General features: G+C 42.2%; 17 protein-coding genes. 10 read left to right on the forward strand and 7 right to left on the reverse strand.

All coding sequences use genetic code 11. The features are described from left to right. Window positions 1-5: 5 nt before the first annotated feature. Window positions 6-1088 (forward strand): M42 family metallopeptidase, encoded by a 1083-nt coding sequence (locus BrL25_RS16110; RefSeq protein WP_018671307.1) that lies wholly within the window; start codon window positions 6-8, stop codon window positions 1086-1088. Between the two features lie 134 nt (window positions 1089-1222). Here BrL25_RS16110 and sspI read toward each other — a convergent pair whose 3' ends face one another. Then, window positions 1223-1459, reverse strand: coding sequence for a small acid-soluble spore protein SspI (gene sspI, locus BrL25_RS16115; protein ID WP_018671306.1), 237 nt, complete (start codon window positions 1457-1459; stop codon window positions 1223-1225). Between the two features lie 133 nt (window positions 1460-1592). Between sspI and BrL25_RS16120 the strand changes: the two genes are divergently transcribed. The 5 genes from BrL25_RS16120 (at window position 1593) to zapA (ending at window position 7416) form a co-directional block, all read left to right on the forward strand. Further along, the gene (locus BrL25_RS16120; protein ID WP_003335016.1) at window positions 1593-2246 is read left to right on the forward strand and encodes a potassium channel family protein; all 654 of its coding nucleotides are present in this window, start codon (window positions 1593-1595) and stop codon (window positions 2244-2246) included. A gap of 4 nt (window positions 2247-2250) precedes the next feature. After that, window positions 2251-3078 (forward strand): TrmH family RNA methyltransferase, encoded by an 828-nt coding sequence (locus tag BrL25_RS16125; protein ID WP_018671305.1) that lies wholly within the window; start codon window positions 2251-2253, stop codon window positions 3076-3078. Window positions 3079-3520: 442 nt separating this feature from the next. Beyond that, a complete protein-coding gene (gene pheS, locus BrL25_RS16130; RefSeq protein ID WP_018671304.1) occupies window positions 3521-4555 on the forward strand; it encodes a phenylalanine--tRNA ligase subunit alpha in 1035 nt (344 codons plus the stop codon). Window positions 4556-4587: 32 nt separating this feature from the next. Next, on the forward strand, window positions 4588-7029 hold the full coding sequence (gene pheT / locus BrL25_RS16135) for a phenylalanine--tRNA ligase subunit beta (RefSeq protein WP_018671303.1): 2442 nt from the start codon (window positions 4588-4590) through the stop codon (window positions 7027-7029). A gap of 96 nt (window positions 7030-7125) precedes the next feature. Then, window positions 7126-7416, forward strand: coding sequence for a cell division protein ZapA (gene zapA, locus BrL25_RS16140; RefSeq protein ID WP_003335012.1), 291 nt, complete (start codon window positions 7126-7128; stop codon window positions 7414-7416). A 170-nt stretch (window positions 7417-7586) separates the two neighbouring features. Here zapA and BrL25_RS16145 read toward each other — a convergent pair whose 3' ends face one another. Beyond that, window positions 7587-7940, reverse strand: a complete 354-nt coding sequence (locus BrL25_RS16145) for a phage holin family protein (protein WP_018671302.1) — start codon at window positions 7938-7940, stop codon at window positions 7587-7589. Between the two features lie 202 nt (window positions 7941-8142). On the opposite strand from BrL25_RS16145, the gene BrL25_RS16150 reads away from it, so the two are divergent. The 3 genes from BrL25_RS16150 (at window position 8143) to BrL25_RS16160 (ending at window position 12524) form a co-directional block, all read left to right on the forward strand. Further along, window positions 8143-10500, forward strand: coding sequence for an endonuclease MutS2 (locus tag BrL25_RS16150; RefSeq protein WP_018671301.1), 2358 nt, complete (start codon window positions 8143-8145; stop codon window positions 10498-10500). A gap of 18 nt (window positions 10501-10518) precedes the next feature. Beyond that, on the forward strand, window positions 10519-10929 hold the full coding sequence (locus BrL25_RS16155) for a DUF350 domain-containing protein (RefSeq protein WP_018671300.1): 411 nt from the start codon (window positions 10519-10521) through the stop codon (window positions 10927-10929). A gap of 296 nt (window positions 10930-11225) precedes the next feature. Continuing rightward, window positions 11226-12524: a nucleotide sugar dehydrogenase gene (locus BrL25_RS16160; RefSeq protein WP_018671299.1), complete on the forward strand. Its 1299-nt coding sequence runs from the start codon at window positions 11226-11228 to the stop codon at window positions 12522-12524. A 111-nt stretch (window positions 12525-12635) separates the two neighbouring features. On the opposite strand, the gene BrL25_RS16165 is transcribed toward BrL25_RS16160, so the two are convergent. Further along, window positions 12636-13463 (reverse strand): M55 family metallopeptidase, encoded by an 828-nt coding sequence (locus BrL25_RS16165; RefSeq protein ID WP_026315130.1) that lies wholly within the window; start codon window positions 13461-13463, stop codon window positions 12636-12638. A gap of 193 nt (window positions 13464-13656) precedes the next feature. Then, entirely contained in the window at window positions 13657-14799 is a 1143-nt protein-coding gene (locus BrL25_RS16170; protein ID WP_018671297.1) for a glycosyltransferase, read from the reverse strand. Between the two features lie 173 nt (window positions 14800-14972). Between BrL25_RS16170 and BrL25_RS16175 the strand changes: the two genes are divergently transcribed. After that, window positions 14973-16514 (forward strand): glycosyltransferase family 4 protein, encoded by a 1542-nt coding sequence (locus BrL25_RS16175; RefSeq protein WP_018671296.1) that lies wholly within the window; start codon window positions 14973-14975, stop codon window positions 16512-16514. Between the two features lie 142 nt (window positions 16515-16656). On the opposite strand, the gene BrL25_RS16180 is transcribed toward BrL25_RS16175, so the two are convergent. From BrL25_RS16180 to BrL25_RS16190, 3 genes are read right to left on the reverse strand one after another with little or no spacing between them, the layout of a single operon-like run. After that, window positions 16657-17490, reverse strand: a complete 834-nt coding sequence (locus tag BrL25_RS16180) for a hypothetical protein (protein WP_018671295.1) — start codon at window positions 17488-17490, stop codon at window positions 16657-16659. Next, window positions 17477-19123 carry a hypothetical protein gene (locus tag BrL25_RS16185; RefSeq protein WP_018671294.1) on the reverse strand — a complete coding sequence of 549 codons (1647 nt, stop codon included), beginning with the start codon at window positions 19121-19123 and terminating at the stop codon, window positions 17477-17479. Before BrL25_RS16185 ends, BrL25_RS16180 begins: the two co-directional genes overlap by 14 nt. Before the next feature lie 20 nt (window positions 19124-19143). Then, window positions 19144-20424, reverse strand: a complete 1281-nt coding sequence (locus BrL25_RS16190; protein WP_018671293.1) for an O-antigen ligase family protein — start codon at window positions 20422-20424, stop codon at window positions 19144-19146. Window positions 20425-20523 lie beyond the last annotated feature (99 nt).

Consider the following 20523-nt stretch of genomic DNA (forward strand, 5'->3'; position numbering starts at 1 on the left):
AAGATATGGATCAAAAAACAGAACAAATGCTACGTGATCTAACAGAGGCTCATGGTGTACCAGGCTTTGAACAAGAAGTCCGTCAGGTTATGAAATCATACATAGAACCGTACGCAGATGAAATTACTTATGATAATTTAGGGAGCTTGATCGCTAAAAAAACAGGAGATGCTAACGGGCCTAAAGTGTTGATCGCGGGACACTTGGACGAAGTTGGTTTCATGGTAACGCGTATTACAGAGGAAGGTTTTCTGAAATTTCAACCGTTGGGTGGATGGTGGCCACAGGTAATGCTGGCACAGCGTGTGCATATTCAAACCAAGGAAGGCTTCTTAGATGGAGTAATTGGTTCCATCCCACCACATGTTATGCCAATGGAAAAGCGCCGTAAAATGGTTGAAATCAAAGATATGTTTGTGGATATTGGGGCTTCTAGTAAAAAAGAGGCAGAGGAGTTCGGAGTTCGTTTGGGTGATCCGGTTATTCCGGTGTGTCCATTTACTGTGTTAAAAAATCCAAAAATGCTGATGGCAAAAGCATGGGATAATCGTATGGGTTGTGCTGCTGCTATTGATTTAATGAAGGGCCTACAAGGTGTTGAGCACCCAAATACCTTGTATGCGGCAGGAACTGTAATGGAAGAAGTAGGAACTCGTGGAGCTTTCACTGTGGCTAATGTAGTAAAACCTGATATCGGTATCGCGGTAGATGTGGGTATCGCTGGTGATACACCAGGTGTTAGCAAAAATGATGCTCCATCAAAAGCAGGTGCAGGGGTAGAAATTGGGCTATATGACGCTCGAATGATTGCTCCGCAAAAATTGCGTGATTTTGTTATTGAGACAGCTGAAATGGAAAAGATACCGTATCAATTAACTTCCATTCCAGGTGGAGCTACAGATGCGGCGGCGTTTACTCTAACAGGTAGTGGTATACCATCTATTGCACTCTCTGTAGCAACACGCTATATTCATAGTCATGCGTCTGTACTTCATTATGATGATTATGAGAACCTGGTAAAATTATTGATTGCTTTGGTGAAGCGCTTGGATAAAGAAAAGGTAGCAGAATTAACTTCTTTTGAATAATCAATAACAAGGCGGACTTTGGTTGTAAACCAGTGTTCGCCTTTTTCTATGCAAAAAAGACAACGGTAACTTAACTTGCAAGTTCCCATTGTCTTTTGATAAAAAAGAAGTAACAAAGTAGAGTGAGTTCTTACTTATACAGGAGAGTCTGTATTCGTTGGAATATGCTCGGAGATGGTAGTGACCATTTGTTGTTGCAGATCTGAGTTGCTGTTTTGCCATAACACCTCAAATAATACACCAAGTCCAGGTAATGTTTTCTCCATACGACTTGAAATAGCATCGTTGATTGTTTCTTGTACAGAGGTAGGACTAGAGCCTTGCATTTTATACATAATAGCTTGACGAAGATTTAATGCATTAATGTTCACCTGTATAACACTCCTTTTTACATCAAAAATAAAGATGATCACCGTTAGTATTCGTTGAACGCTACATTTACATTCCTTTTGTACTGTTCAAGCGCTATGTTATAATCTAGTAGGACAAATGGGAGGTTGAATCATGTCAAAACAATTTGCCGTTATTGGAATGGGACGCTTTGGTTCCAGTGTGGCCCATGCTTTGTATGAAATGGGTTATGAAGTGATGGGAATCGATGAAGATGAAGAGCGTATTAATGAAAATATCCAAAATGTAACACATTCGGTTGCTGCCGATTCTACAGATGAGATGGCATTGCGAGAAATTGGAATCCGTAACTTTGATGTTGTGGTTGTATCCATTGGAGCTGATATTCAAGCCAGTATCTTGACTGTTTTGATTCTAAAAGAAATGGGCGTTAAAAAAATCGTAGCTAAAGCACAAAATGAGCGCCATGGGCAAGTTCTTTATAAGGTCGGAGCGGATCGAGTGGTATTTCCAGAGCGAGATATGGGAATACGCGTTGCGCATAATTTAATTTCAGCTAATGTACTGGATTTTATCGAGCTTGCTGAAGATTATAGTGTGGCTGAGGTGGTAGTATCTCATTCGATGGTTGGACAATCTTTACGGGACATCGATGTTCGTGCTAAGTATGGAGTTAACGTTATTGCTATTAAGAGTAACCAATCGTTTAACATTTCCCCAGGCCCAGACATTGTTTTGCAACATGATGATGTATTGGTTGTCATTGGTCATAATATGGATTTGAAAGAATTTGAGGAGAAGGCATAAATACATGAAAGTAGAACATATACAATCTCTGCAAAACCCTTTAGTAAAGCGCTTGAAGGAATTGCAAACCAAAAAGGGCCGAGAATCAGCAGGACGTTTCCTTATAGAAGGAGAGCATCTTGTGGAAGAAGCTCTATTGTCTAAGATGGAAGTAGTAACGCTCTTGTATGATGAGGGCAAAGGTTTACCAGCTACAGTAAACCGAGCGCTTGAAGCATTCCCATACCCTGTCAAATGCTTGTCTACAACGGATGCCGTGTTAAGTAAGTTATCAGAAACAAAAACACCGCAGGGAATCGTAGCAGAAGTGAAAATGCGTTCTAATGATTGGGCTACTGAGTGGAAGTGTTTGCAAAAATACGACTTTCTCATACTCATTCTTGACGAATTACAAGACCCTGGTAATGTAGGTACAATTATGCGGACAGCAGAGGCGGCTGGTGTAGATGCTGTTTTGATGGGACGAGGCAGTGTCGACCTTTATAATGGGAAGGTATTGCGTTCAACGATGGGTTCATTCTTCCGCATGCCCGTATTTACTTGTGATGTAAAAGCCGTATCAGAGCAAATAAAAATGGCAGGTGGACGTATACTGGTGACAGCCCTTGGGCAACAAAGTCGAGAGTATGACGAACCAGTATATAGCGGAAAGGTTGCCATAGTAATTGGTAATGAGGCACGAGGAGTGTCAGATTCCGTACTTTCCCAAGCAGACGAACTGATTCACATTCCGATCTATGGACGAACAGAATCGTTAAATGCAGCTGTTGCTACTGGCGTGATGTTGTATGAAGCGGTACGTCAGCGCAAAGCTGATTGTGATTGCGGCTAAGATTTTTTGGATATTATCAGCTTTTCTTTTGCAAGTCACCCTCATTGTGAGGTATAATTAATCGCAAATTCTAAAATAATTGTCATAAATGCTAGGATTGAGACTAGTACATAGAACAGATGACGTGTTCAGGGAAAAGGTGCCGCTTATTAAGCGACTGGAAGCACTTTTACGTGATCTCTATGGAATTCCCTCATGAGCAGACCTCTGAACCCGAGATTGAAAGACTGCGATCAAATGCTTGTGATTAACTGGCTAAGATCAAAAGTTTCAATCGTATCTTATAGTAGGAGGCACCGGTTCATCCACGTTACGGATGCGAAGGTGAGACATAATGAGATGTCTAACCAGGGTGGTACCGCGGAAATTAAACTTCGTCCCTGTTTTTAGGGAGGAAGTTTTTTTGTTGTATTTTTATTTGTAAACAAAGGAGAGATTGTTTGTGCAAACGCGTTTACAACAGTTAAAAGAAAATGCACTTGCTTTATTGAAGCAAGTAGGCGAAGGACAGGAGCTTCAGGACCTTCGTGTCAAATACTTAGGCAAAAAAGGCGAATTAACAGAAATTCTACGTGGTATGGGTGGATTGTCTGCTGAAGAGCGCCCAAAAGTAGGCCAGCTAGTTAATGATGTTCGTCAAGTGATTGAAGAAGCGATTCTTTCTAAACAGCAGGAATTTGAAGCACGTGTACTAGAAGCGAAGTTAAGCAAGCAAAGCATTGATGTGACACTGCCAGGTCGTCCTGTACCGACAGGAACGATGCATCCTTTGTCTCGTATTATTGAAGAATTGGAAGATATCTTTATTGGTCTAGGCTATGAAGTAGCAGAAGGACCTGAAGTGGAGTTAGATCACTTCAACTTTGAAATGCTCAACTTACCAAAAGGACATCCAGCACGTGATATGCAGGATTCTTTCTACATTACAGAGGAACTGTTATTACGTACGCATACCTCACCTGTACAGGCTCGTACCATGTTAAAAAAAGAAGGAAAAACGCCAGTTAAAATCATTTGCCCTGGAAAAGTGTATCGCCGTGATGATGACGATGCGACACATTCCCATCAATTTACTCAAATTGAAGGTCTTGTGGTTGGAAAAGGCATTAGCATGAGTGATTTGAAAGGAACCTTGCTGACGTTTGCTAAGCAAATGTTTGGAGAAGACCAGCAAATTCGTCTTCGCCCTAGTTTCTTCCCATTCACAGAGCCGAGCGTTGAGGTAGATATTCAGTGCGTAATCTGTCACGGTGAGGGTTGCCGCATTTGTAAACAAACTGGTTGGATTGAAATTCTAGGTGCTGGAATGGTTCATCCTCGCGTCCTTGAAATGGCAGGCTATAATCCGCAGGAAGTAAGCGGTTTTGCATTTGGTATGGGAGTAGAGCGCATTGCAATGCTGAAGTATGGCATTGAGGATATTCGTAATTTCTATACAAACGATGTACGTTTCCTACGTCAATTTAACCGCTCCTAGTCGGTTCGGAAAGAAAGGGGATTATGTAAGCAATGAAAGTATCATATCAATGGTTAAAAGAATATGTTGATTTAACAGATATAACACCACAGGATTTAGCGGAAAAAATGACTCGCAGTGGGATCGAGGTAGAGGGTGTCGAATCTCTAAACAAAGGCGTAACAGGTGTTGTCATCGGTTATGTTCAGGAACGTGAAAAGCATCCAGATGCAGACCGTCTAAGCGTATTAAAGGTAGATGTAGGTCAAGAGGAGCTATTACAAATCGTTTGTGGTGCTCAAAATGTGGCACAAGGACAAAAAGTTCCAGTAGCAATGATCGGTGCTGTGTTACCTGAGAACTTTAAAATTAAAAAATCCAAGCTTCGCGGTGTAGAATCTCAAGGGATGATTTGTTCGGCGAAAGAACTAGGATTAAACGATAAATTACTTCCAAAGGACCAGCAAGAAGGTATTCTCGTTTTACCAGAAGACGCAGAGCTGGGTGCGGATGCGACTGAGTTTTTGGGATTAAATGATTATGTGTTGGAGTTGGGCTTGACTCCGAATCGTTCCGACTGTTTAAGCATGCTAGGAGTGGCTTATGAGGTAGCAGCGCTTTATGGACGTGAGGTTAAATTACCAGATACATCGGTAACGGAGGATGGAGAAGCAAATCCTGTTACGGTTGCTATTGAAGCTAGCGAGCATTGTTATCAGTACGTAGGTAGACACTTTACTGATGCGGTGATCACAAGTGCACCACAATGGATGAAGAATCGTCTGATAGCGGCTGGAACACGTCCAATTAATAATGTGGTAGATATCACCAACTATGTCTTATTAGAATACGGACAACCGCTGCATGCTTTTGATGCAAAAGAAGTAGCAGATCAACAAATTATTGTTCGCTTGGCACAAGAAAATGAAAAACTGACTACGCTAGATGATCAAGAACGTGCTCTCGATCCAGAAGCGTTAGTAATTGCTGACAAAGAAAAAGGCTTGGGCATTGCTGGCGTAATGGGGGGAGCTAACTCTGAGATCGTCGATAATACGAAGGAGATCATTTTAGAATCTGCTTACTTCACGCCGGCTTCTATCCGTCGCACGTCTAAAATGTTGAATTTGCGTACAGAAGGATGTGTTCGGTGGGAAAAGGGTGTTGATCAATCCCGTATCTCTGTAGCATCTGATCGCGCTGCACACTTAATTCAAAAACTAGCTCATGCCAAGGTATCTAAAGGGGTAGCTGAACAAACCATCACAGTAAACCAACCTGCTGTGGTTCCAGTCTCACTTACAAAAATTAATGAGCATCTAGGGACTAGTATTACAAAAGAACAAGTAGCAGATATCTTTACTCGCTTGCAGTTTACATTTGACCAGACAGAACAGGCAGAAGGAGCATTGTTCACAGTGACGGTTCCTACTCGTCGTGGCGACATTACACTATCTGAGGACCTAATTGAAGAAGTAGCACGCCTCTATGGTTATGATCGTATCCCGGTAACACTACCAGGTGGAGAATCAATCCAAGGTAAGTTAACTAAAGAACAACAATTGCGCCGTATTACGCGTCATCACCTAATCGGAACAGGGTTATCTGAGACCATCTCTTATGCATTATTACACCCTGATAAGCTGGCACAATTTAGCGGATTACAAGACGAACGCAAGTTGCATCCTGTGCCACTAGCTATGCCAATTAGCGAAGAGCATAGTGTATTACGTACGAATTTGCTAGCAAGCCTTGTAGAGACGGCTACGTATAACAAGAATAGACAAAACCAAGATTTAGCTTTCTTTGAATTAGGTCATGTCTTCTTATCCGAACAAGAAGAACTGACAGAACAACCAGAACAACGATTGTATCTAGGTGGTCTTGTGACAGGTCAATGGATGCCCGTAAATTGGATGGGCGTAAAAGCTCCTGTTGATTTTTACACGGTGAAAGGCTTGGTTGAATCCTTGTTTAGCCGTTTGGGAATAAACTCACTTGCCGTAACCTATACTGCAAATAAAAATCGCAAAGGAATGCATCCTGGACGTACAGCTGATGTAATGGTTGAGGGTGAAGTGATTGGTTATGTAGGACAGCTTCATCCTAAGACGGAGAAGGATCATGATTTAGATGAAACCTATGTATTCCAATTTGATCTACAGCATTTGTTCAGCTTTGCGGCCGATCTCACTGATTACAAACCATTGCCCAAATTCCCTGCTATAACTCGTGACCTAGCGTTAGTGGTAGAACGTAACTTGCCGGTGGCACAGTTAGAAGCAATCATTCGTGAAGAGTCAGGTGAATTGCTGGAGTCGGTTACCTTGTTTGATATTTATATGGGAGAGCGCATTGCCTCTGATAAAAAGAGTGTAGCGTACTCCATTGTATATCGTCATCCAGAGAGAACCTTGCAGGATGAAGAAGTGCAAGAGATAACAGGAAAAGTTATTGAAGCATTAACTAAGGTAGGAGCAGAATTACGCTCCTAGTAAATACCTCCATCAAATTCCTTGACGAATACAGTCATTTTCAGTAACCTAGTAGTAATGAGCGTATAGTCGGGCTATTTCAAGGAGGAAGACTCCGTGCAGGAAGATGGGAAAAATCGTTTGTCAGTCGAAATCTATGGTCAGCAGTATCGCCTGAGCGGAAAGGCTAGTAGTAGCCATATGCGGATGGTAGCCAGATATGTTGACGATAAAATGAAAGAAATCGCGCAGGGGAACTTTCGGCTAGATACGGCTAAAATTGCTGTACTAAGCTCGGTAAACATTGCTGACGAGTATTTCCGGTTGCGGCAGGAGTATGAGGAGTTGCTCAGACTGTTGCAAGAAGATGCCAGTAAAATGCCTTCAAATGATAAACATACAACATAGACCGTATGAGGTTAAAGGGCTGTTGAGAAATTATCTCAACAGCCCTTTCATATACCGTAGGAGCGAGAAGCATCAGCAAAAAGACCGCCATAGGCAGTCTGTTTTGCACTTAATGAATACATGCGAGTATGTGTTGTATTCCTAGCAGGTATCGCTTAACGCAAGCTACTTTAGTCTCCGTTGCGCATATCCATCTTACTTTTCATTGGGATAAACAAGTCAATAATCCCAATGACCAAGGAAGCAAGTAAGGCGCCAAGTACAGTAACGCGGAAGCCTGGTACCAAAAATTGTGTTAGGTAAATGACGATAGCACTTACGACGAAACCGACAATCCCACGATTATAGGGAGAGATTTTATCACCAAAAATGCTTTCGACACCCCAACCAATGAGGGCAATAACAACTGCTGCAATCAGGGCAGTCCAAAAACCGTTTACGGCAAAGCCCGGTACTAGGAAGCCGACGAACATCAGAACAATTGCGGCAACGATAAAACGAATAACGTGACGCATGAAACTCATAAACGAGTCCTCCTTGTAGTAGGGTAGGTGTACGTTTTCATTTTGGCTTACCAGGAAATAAAGTATGTAAAACAAATAGCATGTAATTATTTCAATGGGCAACTTATCCAAATAGGCATTGATTTTTCATGAAATGGTTTTTGTAAATTTAATAGCACTACATGGTATAATAAAATGATTAGATAAGAAGGGGGCAGCATACGTGGAGCGAAGGATTTTACGAACACTGGAATTTAACAAAATCATCGCCATGCTGATGGAGAAAACCACATCAGAACTCGGACGAGAACTGGCTGAGTCACTTGAGCCTTTTAATCATATAGATGTTGTTCGTCATGCACAAAGACAAACAGAGGAAGCAAGCACGGTATTACGTGTCAAAGGAAGCGTGCCTTTGGGCGGTATTCGCAATATCCGTGGACCGATCCAACGTGCTCGGCTGAACTCGATCTTAGCACCACTGGAACTTCTTGATATTGCTACTACTTTGCATGCGGGACGTCGTCTTAAACAGTTTATTAATGATATTTCTGAGGAACATGAGCTTTCCATATTGCAAAGCTTGGTAGATAGAATTGAAGGGCTACGTGAATTAGAAACTGAAATAAAGCGCTGTATTGATGATAACGGTGAAGTAGTGGATAGCGCTAGCCTTGAATTGCGTCAGATTCGTCAGGAGATTAGAAGCTCTGAAGCACGAATTCGCGAAAAGCTTGACCAGATGACCCGTTCTTCCTCTACACAAAAAATGTTGATGGAAAACATTGTAACAATACGTGGAGACCGCTTTGTTATTCCAGTAAAACAGGAATATCGTTCGCATTTTGGCGGTATTGTACACGATCAATCTGCGTCAGGTGCCACGTTGTTTATTGAACCGGAAGTGATTGTTTCGATGAACAATAAGCTACGTGAGGCTAGATTAAAAGAAGAGCATGAAGTAGAACGCATTCTTTATACGTTAACCGTACTAGTAGCGGATCATGTGGATATGTTATTGGAGAACCTTTCCGTTCTAGCTGAGCTTGATTTTATCTTTGCAAAAGCGCAATTAGCATACAGCATGAAAGCCATCAGCCCGAAATTAAATGAAGAAGGCTATATTTTACTTAAAAAGGGACGTCATCCGCTGATTGATCCAAAGGTAGTCGTACCACTAGATGTAGAATTAGGTAAAGAGTATTCAGGTATTGTAGTCACTGGTCCTAATACTGGCGGTAAGACTGTATCCATTAAAACATTGGGTTTATTATCCTTAATGACGATGGCAGGCCTTCATATACCAGCACAAGAAGAAACTGAGATGGCGATATTTTCATCTATTTTTGCAGATATTGGTGATGAACAATCCATTGAGCAGAGTTTATCGACATTTTCTAGTCATTTAACTAACATCATTCGCATATTAGATCAAATGGATGAAAAGAGTCTGGTGCTGTTTGACGAATTAGGAGCAGGTACGGATCCTACAGAGGGTGCAGCGCTTGCAATGTCCATTTTGGATTATGTGTTAGACAAAGGGGCTAGACTAGTAGCTACTACGCACTATAGTGAGTTAAAAGCCTATGCATACGATACGCCAGAAGTAGTTAACGCCAGTGTAGAGTTCGATGTACAGACGCTACGTCCAACCTACCGACTGCTGGTTGGAGTTCCGGGGCGTTCTAATGCATTTGCAATTGCAGCGCGTCTTGGCTTAAACGAGCAAATCATCGATCAGGCTCGCCGCTCTGTGTCTAAAGAGGAGAATCAGGTTGAGAAAATGATTGCCTCCTTGGAATCAAACAAGAAGACAGCAGAAAAAGAACGCGAAGACGCTGAGAATATCCGCAAACAAGCGGAAGAATTACGTCAGCAATTAGACGAGGAGCGCCGTCAATTCGCTGAGACAAAAAATCGATTGCTAGAAAAAGCGGAAGAAGAGGCACGCATCGCTGTACAATTAGCCCGTGACGAAGCAGAAGAAATCATTCGTGAGTTGCGTCAAATGCGTAAAGAAGGTGTTGATTTTAAAGAACACCGCCTAATTGATGCCAAACAGCGGTTAGGAAATGCTGTGTTAGAGCTGGAAAAGGAAAAGGTGAAAAAACCAGCCAAAGCAGTTCGTGCTACTCAGATCAAGATCGGTGACGAAGTAATGGTAGATAGCTTTGGACAAAAGGGAACCGTCTTGGATAAGGTATCTAGCTCTGAATATTTAGTTCAGCTTGGAATTATTAAAATGAAAGTCAAAAAAGATGATATGCATGTGGTGAAGGAATCAGTACAGCCGAAGAAACCGGTGCAGTACACGACCATTAAGAGAGAAGCTCATAGCGTTAAATTAGATCTGGATCTACGCGGCTATAATGTAGAGGATAGCATTCAAGAAATAGATCGTTATCTGGATGATGCAGTATTGTCAGGCTTCCATAAGGTATCCATTATTCATGGGAATGGTACAGGGGTTTTGCGCAAAGGTGTGCATGAATTTTTGCGCCGCCATCGTAGCGTGAAGTCGTTCCGTCTAGGTGGTCAAGGCGAGGGTGGCGTGGGTGCTACCATTGTAGAATTGAAATAGCGGGGAGGAGAGCCTCTTATGGCGATCTTATTTCAAAATACGTATCTAGCCACGGCTACCTATTTTGCTGTGACAGGTCTTGCAATGATCCTGTTTATCTCTATTTTTGAATTGGTTACAAAGTACCGAGTCTGGGTCGAATTAAAAAAGGGAAATCTTGCTGTAGCAATGGCAACAGGGGGGAAGATATTTGGGATTGCTAATATTTTCCGATTTTCCATTCAGCAGCATGAAAAGCTAGGGGCGTCCCTACTACATGCTAGCTACGGATTTCTATTGATGCTACTTGCCTACTTTATCTTTGAATTCATGACGCCAAGTCTAAAAATCGATCATGAAATCGAGCAGGATAACCGCGCAATCGGGCTGATTTCCATGTTTCTATCCATCGGTTTTTCATACATCATTGGAGCTAGTTTGGTGGTGTAAGTGTAATTCTTACATGTAAAAATGGACAGGTAAGAAATTCATGAAGATATTTCAAAGCGTAATCAGGACGGCAATTTTTGTGAATGGCTGTCCTTTTTACGTTTGGCAGGGTATAATATGGCTTTGAGAAGGGTAGAAAGAATCTCTCATAGTGAGGGGGCAGCAATTTGGATAAACTGTACAAAGCGTTGTTTATTTGCGGCCTTGTTTTTCTGGGGTTAGGAATTTACTATCTATCGTAGTTACTACATACGTAGCATATATACGTGGAGAAACAAAGGAAAGAGGAGATTATTATGACACATCCTATTCGTGTCGCGGTTGTAGGCCTTGGTTTTGTAGGTTTGCCACTCGCATTAACCTACGCGATGAAAGGTGCAAAAGTAGTCGGAATCGATGTTTCTGAACAACTTGTGAAGGAAACAAACGAAGGAAAATCTCACCATCTGGAAGCATATAAAGGCAAAACATTGCCAGAAATTTTAAAAGAACAGGTGGAGGCAGGTCGTTTTCATGCCACCACTTCCTATGAGGAAGCAAAACAGCAGGTTGATCATTATATCGTAACAGTGGGTATCCCTGTTAAAAATGGTGATCCTGAGTTGCAATATTTGAAAAGCGCTGCTCAATCATTAGGAAGCCAACTTAAAAAAGGTGATCACGTCATGATTCGCAGTACCGTTATTCCTGGTACAACGGAAGAAGTCGTGAAGCCATTCCTTGAAGAAGCGAGCGGTATGAAGGCAGGCGAGGACTTCTATCTAAGCTACTGCTCTGAACGTATTGCAGAAGGACGGGCTTTTGAAGAGTTTATTCATATGCCTCTAGCGTTAGGCGGTATTAACGAGGCGAGTGCTGCCAAAGGAAAAGAATTGCTTTCCTTTATTAGTGAGACAGAGATCACGATTACAGATATTCGTGTAGTGGAGGCCTCTAAGGTTATTGAGAACATTCAGCGTGACGTAAATATTGCGATGGTTCAAGAATTTGCGAGATTTGCGGAAGCAGCAGATATCGATGTTTTTGAATTAATCAAGGTTGCTAACACGCATACTCGCGTCAATTTATTAACACCTGGTCCTGGTGTAGGTGGTTACTGTTTGCCAAATGCGCTGTATTACTTGGCACCAAAAGCGAAGGAGTTACACGTTGACTTACCACTTTTGACTACTGCACGTAAGACCAACGATGGCATTCCTACTGTGCTGGTAAACATGCTGGAGCAAACACTACAATCTGTGGGTAAACGTTTGGCTGACAGTAAGGTAGCTGTGTTTGGTTTAGCGATGAAGGATTTTTCCAATGATGATCGCATCAGTCCCGTGCACGATTTTATTGAGCTATTGCTCGCGAAAGGGGTAGAAGTTACCTCTTACGATCCTGCTGTTCATACCCCATATGATCATAAAAAAGACAGCTTAGAAGCTGCTGTATCAGGCGCTGATGCTTTGGTGTTAGCTGCGATGCAACAGGAGTTCACCGAACTTAATTGGGCTGAAGTTACCGGGAAAATGGCGTCATCTCCGGTCGTATTAGATTTGAAAAATCGTATTCCGCGTACACTTGATGAGCAAGTGAAAGTGAAGCGGATTTAGAATGTAGATAGATTGTAAATAAGGAAAAAAGCATAAATGAAAACGTCCTGTCCCCAGCCAAAATGATGGAGGGAAGCAGGACGTTTTTTGCCTTTGTGCATGTGCATGGTGTTAACAAAACGGCACTGAACTAGCCAAATTCATCATTGCACGCATGGTTTTATACATATCAGACTGATTTTTTGCGTAGTATGTAACTTCAGTTGTATTAGGAATGATCTTTGTTTCTGGTACGATAGCGGCCATCTCAGCTTGACCGTAATGAGAGAACTCTATCTTTAATTCAAGTGGCAGTTCTGTAGTGAGTGGTACGATCTCCTTACAACGCTGCAAAGCTAGGCCTGCTTGCTCTTGAAGAATTTCGCGGCTTTCTTGTAGCGAAAGGCAGATTGCAGAAGTGCGAGACGTCGCATATTTAACGATTGCTGTCTGGATGCCAGGAATGAGCTCACGTGCTTCCTCTGCAATGAGATTGTCACCGGATACCAAGCAGACTGGTACACCATATAAACCTGCATAGATAGCATTAAAACCAAATTCGCCAACAACTCGATCATTTATATACATATTCTTAATTACACGGGACATGGTATGGCTAAGAACCCCTGGAACGCCGTGACGGGTATGGTAGCCGATTAAAAAAACGGCATCATATGTTTCATCCAGCCCATGCATCATAGAGTGATCGCGTGGGGTTCCACGAAGCAGGCGAGCTTTCGGATGCAAATCTTCCAAATGAATGTTATTAAGATTTTCGTGGCTATCTGCTACCAGGATTTCTGTAGCGCCAGCCGCTATTGCCCCTTCAATGACAGCATTCACATCACCAGTCATATAGGAACGACCTCTTTGATAATTACTACCTGTTTCGGGGTTAATATAAGTAGGATCAGTAATACCCGAAATTCCTTCCATATCGCAGGATATAAATACTTTCACGATTACGCACAACCTTTCTATGTAGTTCCACTACTATTGTACAAGGATTCAGACAATCAAACAAAGAAAAAACGACTTTACTCACTTAGATGAAAGCGGAGAAAGTCGTTTTTGTACATATTGATTATGGGTATAAGCATTAACGCTTAGGCTATTTCCAAGTCAGTATAGATAATTGATACCCATACATAAGTTAAGGTTTTCGTTTTTGTTCGTAAAGCTGAATCGTTTGTTCAGCCATTTGGTCAATCGTAAAATCACGGTCGATCATTACAGTACTGTTTGTAACCAAGCGTAGCTGAAGGTCTTTATCCTGCCAGAGTCTGAGCATAGCTTTTGCTAATTGACCTGCTTCGGCTGGTGGGACCAACAACCCAGTTTCTTCTGAAATGACAAATTCTCCTACGCCCCCTACATCTGTAGCTATTACAGGTAGAAAAGCAGCCATTCCTTCAACGATCGTATAACCTAATCCTTCATACAACGCAGCATGCACATACATATCTAACGCTTGAAGACAACGAGGAACATCGGTACGGAAGCCAACGAAGCGAACTCGCTCAGCAATTCCAAGCTGACGTGCTTGATCTTCAAGAGCTGGGCGCTCTACACCATCCCCGATTATTGCTAGATAAAGGTTAGGATGGTTTTGCGTGCTAGCTAAGACCTGAGCAAAAGCTTGAAGTAAATAAGGAAGCCCCTTGATTTGCACGATACGTCCGACGTTTCCAAATACAAAAGCATCGGGAGGGAGTTCCCACTCTTCACGTAGCATGGCACGCACTTCTGCTTTATTTTCTACACGGAAAGGGGTAACATCCATTCCATTAAAAATTACACTTGTTTTTTCTTTTGGAATTCCATCTTCTATTAAGACCGTTTGGAGTGCCTGACTCACAGTAATAAAGTGATCAGTCCAGCGGCGTGTTTGTTTTTCCATTAGAGTTGCCCCAAAAGAAGCTAGTGGACTCACATAATCATATTTTAAATTACTATGGACTGTGGTAAATGTCGCGCAGTCCAACGAACGAGTCGCCAATCTTCCCATAAAGTTAGCTTTAACTCCATGTGTATGCACAATATCTGGATTCATAGCGATAATTTCCTGCTTTAATCCTTGCAAAATACGGAAATCGAAGCGTCCATATGTATGTAATGTTGTCACTTTGATACCAGCTTCACGCAATTTTCTCGCAAATAATGCATCGTAAAAGCATACGACGGCTGCATCTACTTGCTTCTTAGAAAAAGAAGTAAGCAGATTGAGAATATGCTGTTCAGCTCCACCAAATTCTCCACCGCCGATTACGTGGAGGACACGTAGTTTGCTTTTCATGTAATCCACCCGAACCTTTCCAACAGACCATTTCAAATATACCAGATGAAGCCGTGATTCGCAATATGACCGTACTTATGGTATGGTAAACGTGACATTTTTTTTGTGGATTTGTCTAATTAAACAAGTGAATAACTGGGTTAGAAACGTGAATAAGGATGAGGAAAATAGATATGGATAAGCGACATAATGTATTAATACTTTCGTATATATTTCCACCAATTGGAGGCGGTGGTGTTCCACGCCCGCTTAAAATGGCTAAATATCTAGGGGAATTCGGATGGGGTGTGCACGTGCTTACCGCGGACCCGAGCTACCATGCTACCCTTGACACCAGCTTACTGGCAGATGTTCCTGCAGATGTGCAAATTCATCGAGCAAAGGAGATGACTGCAAGATTCCGTAAACCTACAAAAGATACACAAGTCTCGTCTGGTAAGCAAGCTGATGATAAGCAGGCCTCCAGTAGTCAAACGACAAGAGATAATGGGGCAGATTCAACTCCTGATCATGTAGGAGAAAAGGGTGAAGCTGAAAACAAGAAGTCTGCTACAAACGCCCAGAATGTTGTAGCAAGTTCACGTCAAGTGACTGAGGTAATCGCTCAGCCCTCCTTGGTTGCACGTCTAAAGAACACATTATTTCAAACAGCCAAAAAAATAAAACCGTACCTGCTCATCCCGGATGATCAAATATTGTGGTATCCTGAGGCATTGAAGGTAGGACGTGAAATCATGCGCAAGCACCGCATTGATGTTATCTTCTCTACATCAGGGCCTGTAACAAACCACCTTGTTGCTCGTAAGTTAGCAGCAGAGTTCGGTTGTAAATGGATTGCAGACTTCCGAGATCCATGGACTCAAAATATGCATCGATCAGGTATTGCTTGGAGAGAGCGTCTGGAGGAGCGGATGGAAGCGAAAGTAATGAAGCAAGCTGATGTTATTACAACAGTGACTGCTACATTCGCTAAAAACTTCCAGATTAAATATCCAGCTACCACAAACCGAATGGAGCTAATCTATAATGGCTTTGACAAAGCAGATTTTGCAAAGCTGACTCCTGCACATACGGTACCTGATCGTTTTCATGCAGCTTATGCAGGCATTTTATATCAGAAACGCAATCCGCGATTATTACTGAGTGCTATCAAGGAACTGATTGATGAAGGCTTGGTTGATCAACAGGAGATATGTCTTTCATTTGCGGGTGTCTTTGACTATCCGGGCTATTCAGAAAATCGAGATTGTGTAGAGCAGCTTGGTTTGCAGAATGCAGTGAGAGTGCTTGGTAATCTTCCTCATAAAGAAGCACTAGGCTTGATGAGTGGTGCAGATGCCTTGTTGATGATCGGAGACGTGACTCCCGATGCTGGAGCCTACATTCCTGGTAAGCTTTATGAATACATGGGGGTAGGTAAACCCATTTTAGCTTTAAACATGCCAGGAGAGGCAACAGAGATCATCCAGCGCTTTGGTTTAGGCGAGGTAGCCAACCCTACTGATAAGGATGCGATGAAGCAAGCTTATCTACATCTATATCAGGCATGGAAACAGCAGAAGGAGAACGGGTCACACACAGAACGCGATGAGAGCTTCTATGATCGTGTTAAGCTGTACGAACGACGTGAACAGGCAGGTCAACTGGCACACCTAATGAATGAACTAGTAGGCGGTACTAGAAAAGGTAAGAAGGCAGACCTTGTACAAGAATAAACGAACAGTAGAAGCGTGTTTGGGTGTTATACACTCGCACGCTTTTTGTGTTGGCTCAGAATAAATACAAAAAAACTCTCTATCGGTCATTAACTGACAATCAATAGAGAGTTTTTTTACTTTTGAGAGCCAATACTACAAATTAATCAAGTAAATATTTCTTCACTTCTTCTGGGTCTTTCATTTGAATGTTTTCCCCATATTTAAAGAAAGTGAACTTAACTTCCTGATCCATGTAGCCACCACCTGGGATCGGCAGGATAATCCATGTTTGATAGCTATGAATCAATCCATCATCTTTACCAATGCCCACGGTCATTTTAATGGTGGTGTTAGCTAAAATTTCGTTAATATCCGGACGATCTTGCAAATGTTCCTTAAAGGTTGCAAAAAGATCGCTATCAGCCTTTTCTACCCATTCTTTACCGGTAATTTTGATTTGATACGGAATTGTCTCCGTACTAATCACTTTTTCATCAGGCATCTGCACTGCTTTGTCTAAGAAAGGCAACCATGCTTCATAACCACGAAATACATCGATAGGAATTGGTTCCTCACGCGCTGTAATCCAGTTACCGCCCTTAAAAATATAGCGTTCGTCGCCTTTACGGTAGTATACAAACTCCTGACGAGCGATGCGACCGGTCACTTGATAAGCATCTGGGCCTTCCACGATACCATCAAACATACTTGTCGTTTCACGTGACATCATTCGATTTTTCACATAGCCGCTAAACCAGTATTTATTAGGATCGACCTCTGTTTGGACACCGTTTTTCATCATCTCAAAAGAAGATTTTCCCTTTTCCAAAGCAGCACGTAAAACGGCAGCAGGATTTTCAGCAGGGGCAATGCCAGCAGGAGCCGTGTCCTCTACCTTTACAAACTCTTTTGGAGCAGATTCATACGTACAACCAGAGAGGAGAGAGAGAGCAGTTATGCCCGCAAGTAACCATTTTCCTTTATTTTGAAGCATAGCGAACCCTCCTCACGATACCAAAAACAAACAGTGCGATAGTGATGCCAACAGCGATTGGGAAGACAGGGAATTGGTGGCGTTTGAATACTAAGATACGATGGTTATCGTACATCGTAGCAACCAACTCGTTCTCCTGGTCTCCGTCAATATCTCCGACTTGCATTTTAATTAATGGTAAATAAATCTTCCAATTCTGCTTAAGCCCATCCTGCGTATAGTCAAAGCCGGAGAGATAACGACGATCGAAACTGCTCACCCAGCTTTTGGCTTGGGCAATCAGTTCTGCGTGCTCATTCTTACCTATGCTTGCATAATTGGTTAAGCGGAAGCTTGTGTCTTTTTCGTTACTTGCAAATAACATGTCCCAATTACCGTCAGCGGTTGGGCGTAAGATGTAAGAAGGAACACCGCCAATCAACAGCTCATCCTGATTATCATGGTCGATGTCTGCTACCATAATATCGCTCATCGCAAGTCCACCCTTTAAGGATTTACGATTTAAACGATAGCTTTCTTCCACAGTTGCATCAGGTTTCACTGTAATCACAGCTAGATCTTCATCCAGTACAAGAAGTCCCTCTTCTCCACCAGGAAGGCGCATAGTGTCTAAAATCTTGGTACCACGCGACTTGTACTGGAACGAGATTTGACCATAGGAGCCAGTCAAAAATCCATTTTTAATTTCTACATCATGGAATTTGGTTGGCTTATTAAAATGATTTGTTTGATACGTATAACCATCTTGATCGGTCAGTTTTTTATCTACCTGTGCTAGATCAAGCAATAAAGCGCGGAATGGTGCTGTACCAGATTGCATCATTGCTTCTGTATAGCTTTGGCGCTGTACGGTAGGAACTAATTGATCTCCTTGTTGCGTGTAATAAGGGAAACCAGGATAGTCTGTTGGCATTTGTGCCAAAGCTTTTTTCCACTGTTGTGGCGTAAACTGATCTTGTTTTAAACGCACAAGCTTGCCGTCTTGCCATTTTAAGACGTAAAGTGACAGAGGCTCATTTTTTAGATAAAGAAGCTTTTCAGCAGTTGCCTTTTTTTCTTCCGGTGTTTCCGGAATTTTATCCTCTTCTACATCCGCAACTTCATCTGCGTTACCATACGTCAGAATTTCCATTGTTCCATCACCGTCGATGTCATACAAGGTGATGGGGAAGTAATCGACCCATTCCCCTTTATACAAACGGTCTGTTTCTGCTTTTAACACAAAATGATTAATTGCTGCCAGATTATCACGCGCATAGGTGAAATTAGTCAAGCAAGCTACTGCAACAAGTGCAAACACGGCGTTCCACTTTACTTTACCGTAAAACTTAACCAGTAAGGAAATGGCAATAATCGCTCCAATTGCGCCTATTACATATTTGACCATGATACGATCATCTAATGTTGTTAATGCTTTATCTAACAGTAAAAAACCAATTGTAAAAATAATCACCTGACGACGTTCCTTTTTATGAATGAGGAAGTACGTCCCAATAAGTAGTGGCACAAAGATCACGAATGCAATCCATGATAGATCAATAAAAGCGACCTTGACCACCAAGTTATAAGCGATAAACAGGGCAAAGGCATAAACTGCCCAGTATAAGGTTTGCAGCCTAAACAGCTGTCGCATACAATTCACCTTTTTCTCGTTTATGATCTGGAGCCAATTTTGCGGTTGGCGTACCGGAAGTCAAGAGTGGCTAGCGCCGCTACCATTCCGCCTAATAGCCAGAAGAAGGTAGACATAAACGGCACTTCAAAGATGTTTTCCACAAAGTTATGGAAGAACACTGCCAGAAAACCGCAGAATAATCCCAAGCCGGTATAGAAATACGGCGAGTTTTTCCAGCGCAGGGTAGCCTGAGCCGCATATTTAACAATGGCAAGCATCATGGTAATCAATAGGGTTAAGCCAATGATCCCTGTTTCGGCCAATGTTTTAAACATGTAGCTGTCAGTATAGATAGTTCCAAAATAACGGGAACCTACTGCTCCACCCCAATGACCAGGGCCAGCGCCAAATAATGGTTCTAGTCGCATACGGTGGTAAGCATTCGTCCAACGTGCTACGCGACCGCTTTGGCTACTCTTTTCCCAATAGTCCTCAGTAAACAGGGTGGTAATACGGTTTTGTACCTTACCGATGACAGGAGTTGTTTCTGGTACAGCCAACAAAACAACGCCGCCTAGAATGGATACAGCTACAATAGATAAGAAAACTTTCCGGTTCACAAAAACAGAGCCAATAACTAATACGGCTAGTAGAGCGAACCAAGCTCCACGCGAGCCTGTCGCAATAAGACAAACCAGCATAATCAGGGATGTCAGCCCCCAAAGAAGCTTTTGTTTTTTGGTTATCCCTTGCAAAAATAGACTTATTGCAATGGGAACGGTAAAGATCATGTAGCTACCCAAAACGTTTGGGCTTGTTACAATGGAGAATGCACGTCTCTTCATTGATTCGTTTTCTCCTGTCCACGAGCTGTTTACTTCCACTCCAAGTACAACCTGCATTACGCCAATCAAGGCTACGAATAGACCGACTAAGGTGAAGGCTTTCAAGAAACTCTGCATTTGTTCTTTCGACTCAATTAAATAGAAGCCGATTAATAATGCAACCATATATTGGAATATAGCTCGAAAACCTTCCACGCTAGCATTAAAATTCGTCATATCCATAAACATAAGTCCCAGGCCAAATATCAAAAAGGCAAGGAACGCATGCTTAATGCCAGGCATGGTGCGGTGGCCTTTTGCATACGCAGCAAAGGTAAACAGAAGGAGGACAGTAAGAACGCCTTCATCCCACAAAGAAACAATAAATCCAATCGGGATAAATTTACGCATTGCGTAATCAATGATAGGATAGGTGAGTAATAAGTAAATCCAGTTGGTTGGATTCATAACCAACTTTTTTAGATTCGTTTTCAAGCGAAGTCCCCCTACACATATGTTCGACCCTACCATTATAATGAATCATAAGATAGGGTAGCAAGGAAAAGAAATCTAGCGTTGTTAACTAACAGATAA

Source organism: Brevibacillus laterosporus DSM 25 (assembly GCF_002706795.1).
GTDB lineage: Bacteria > Bacillota > Bacilli > Brevibacillales > Brevibacillaceae > Brevibacillus_B > Brevibacillus_B laterosporus.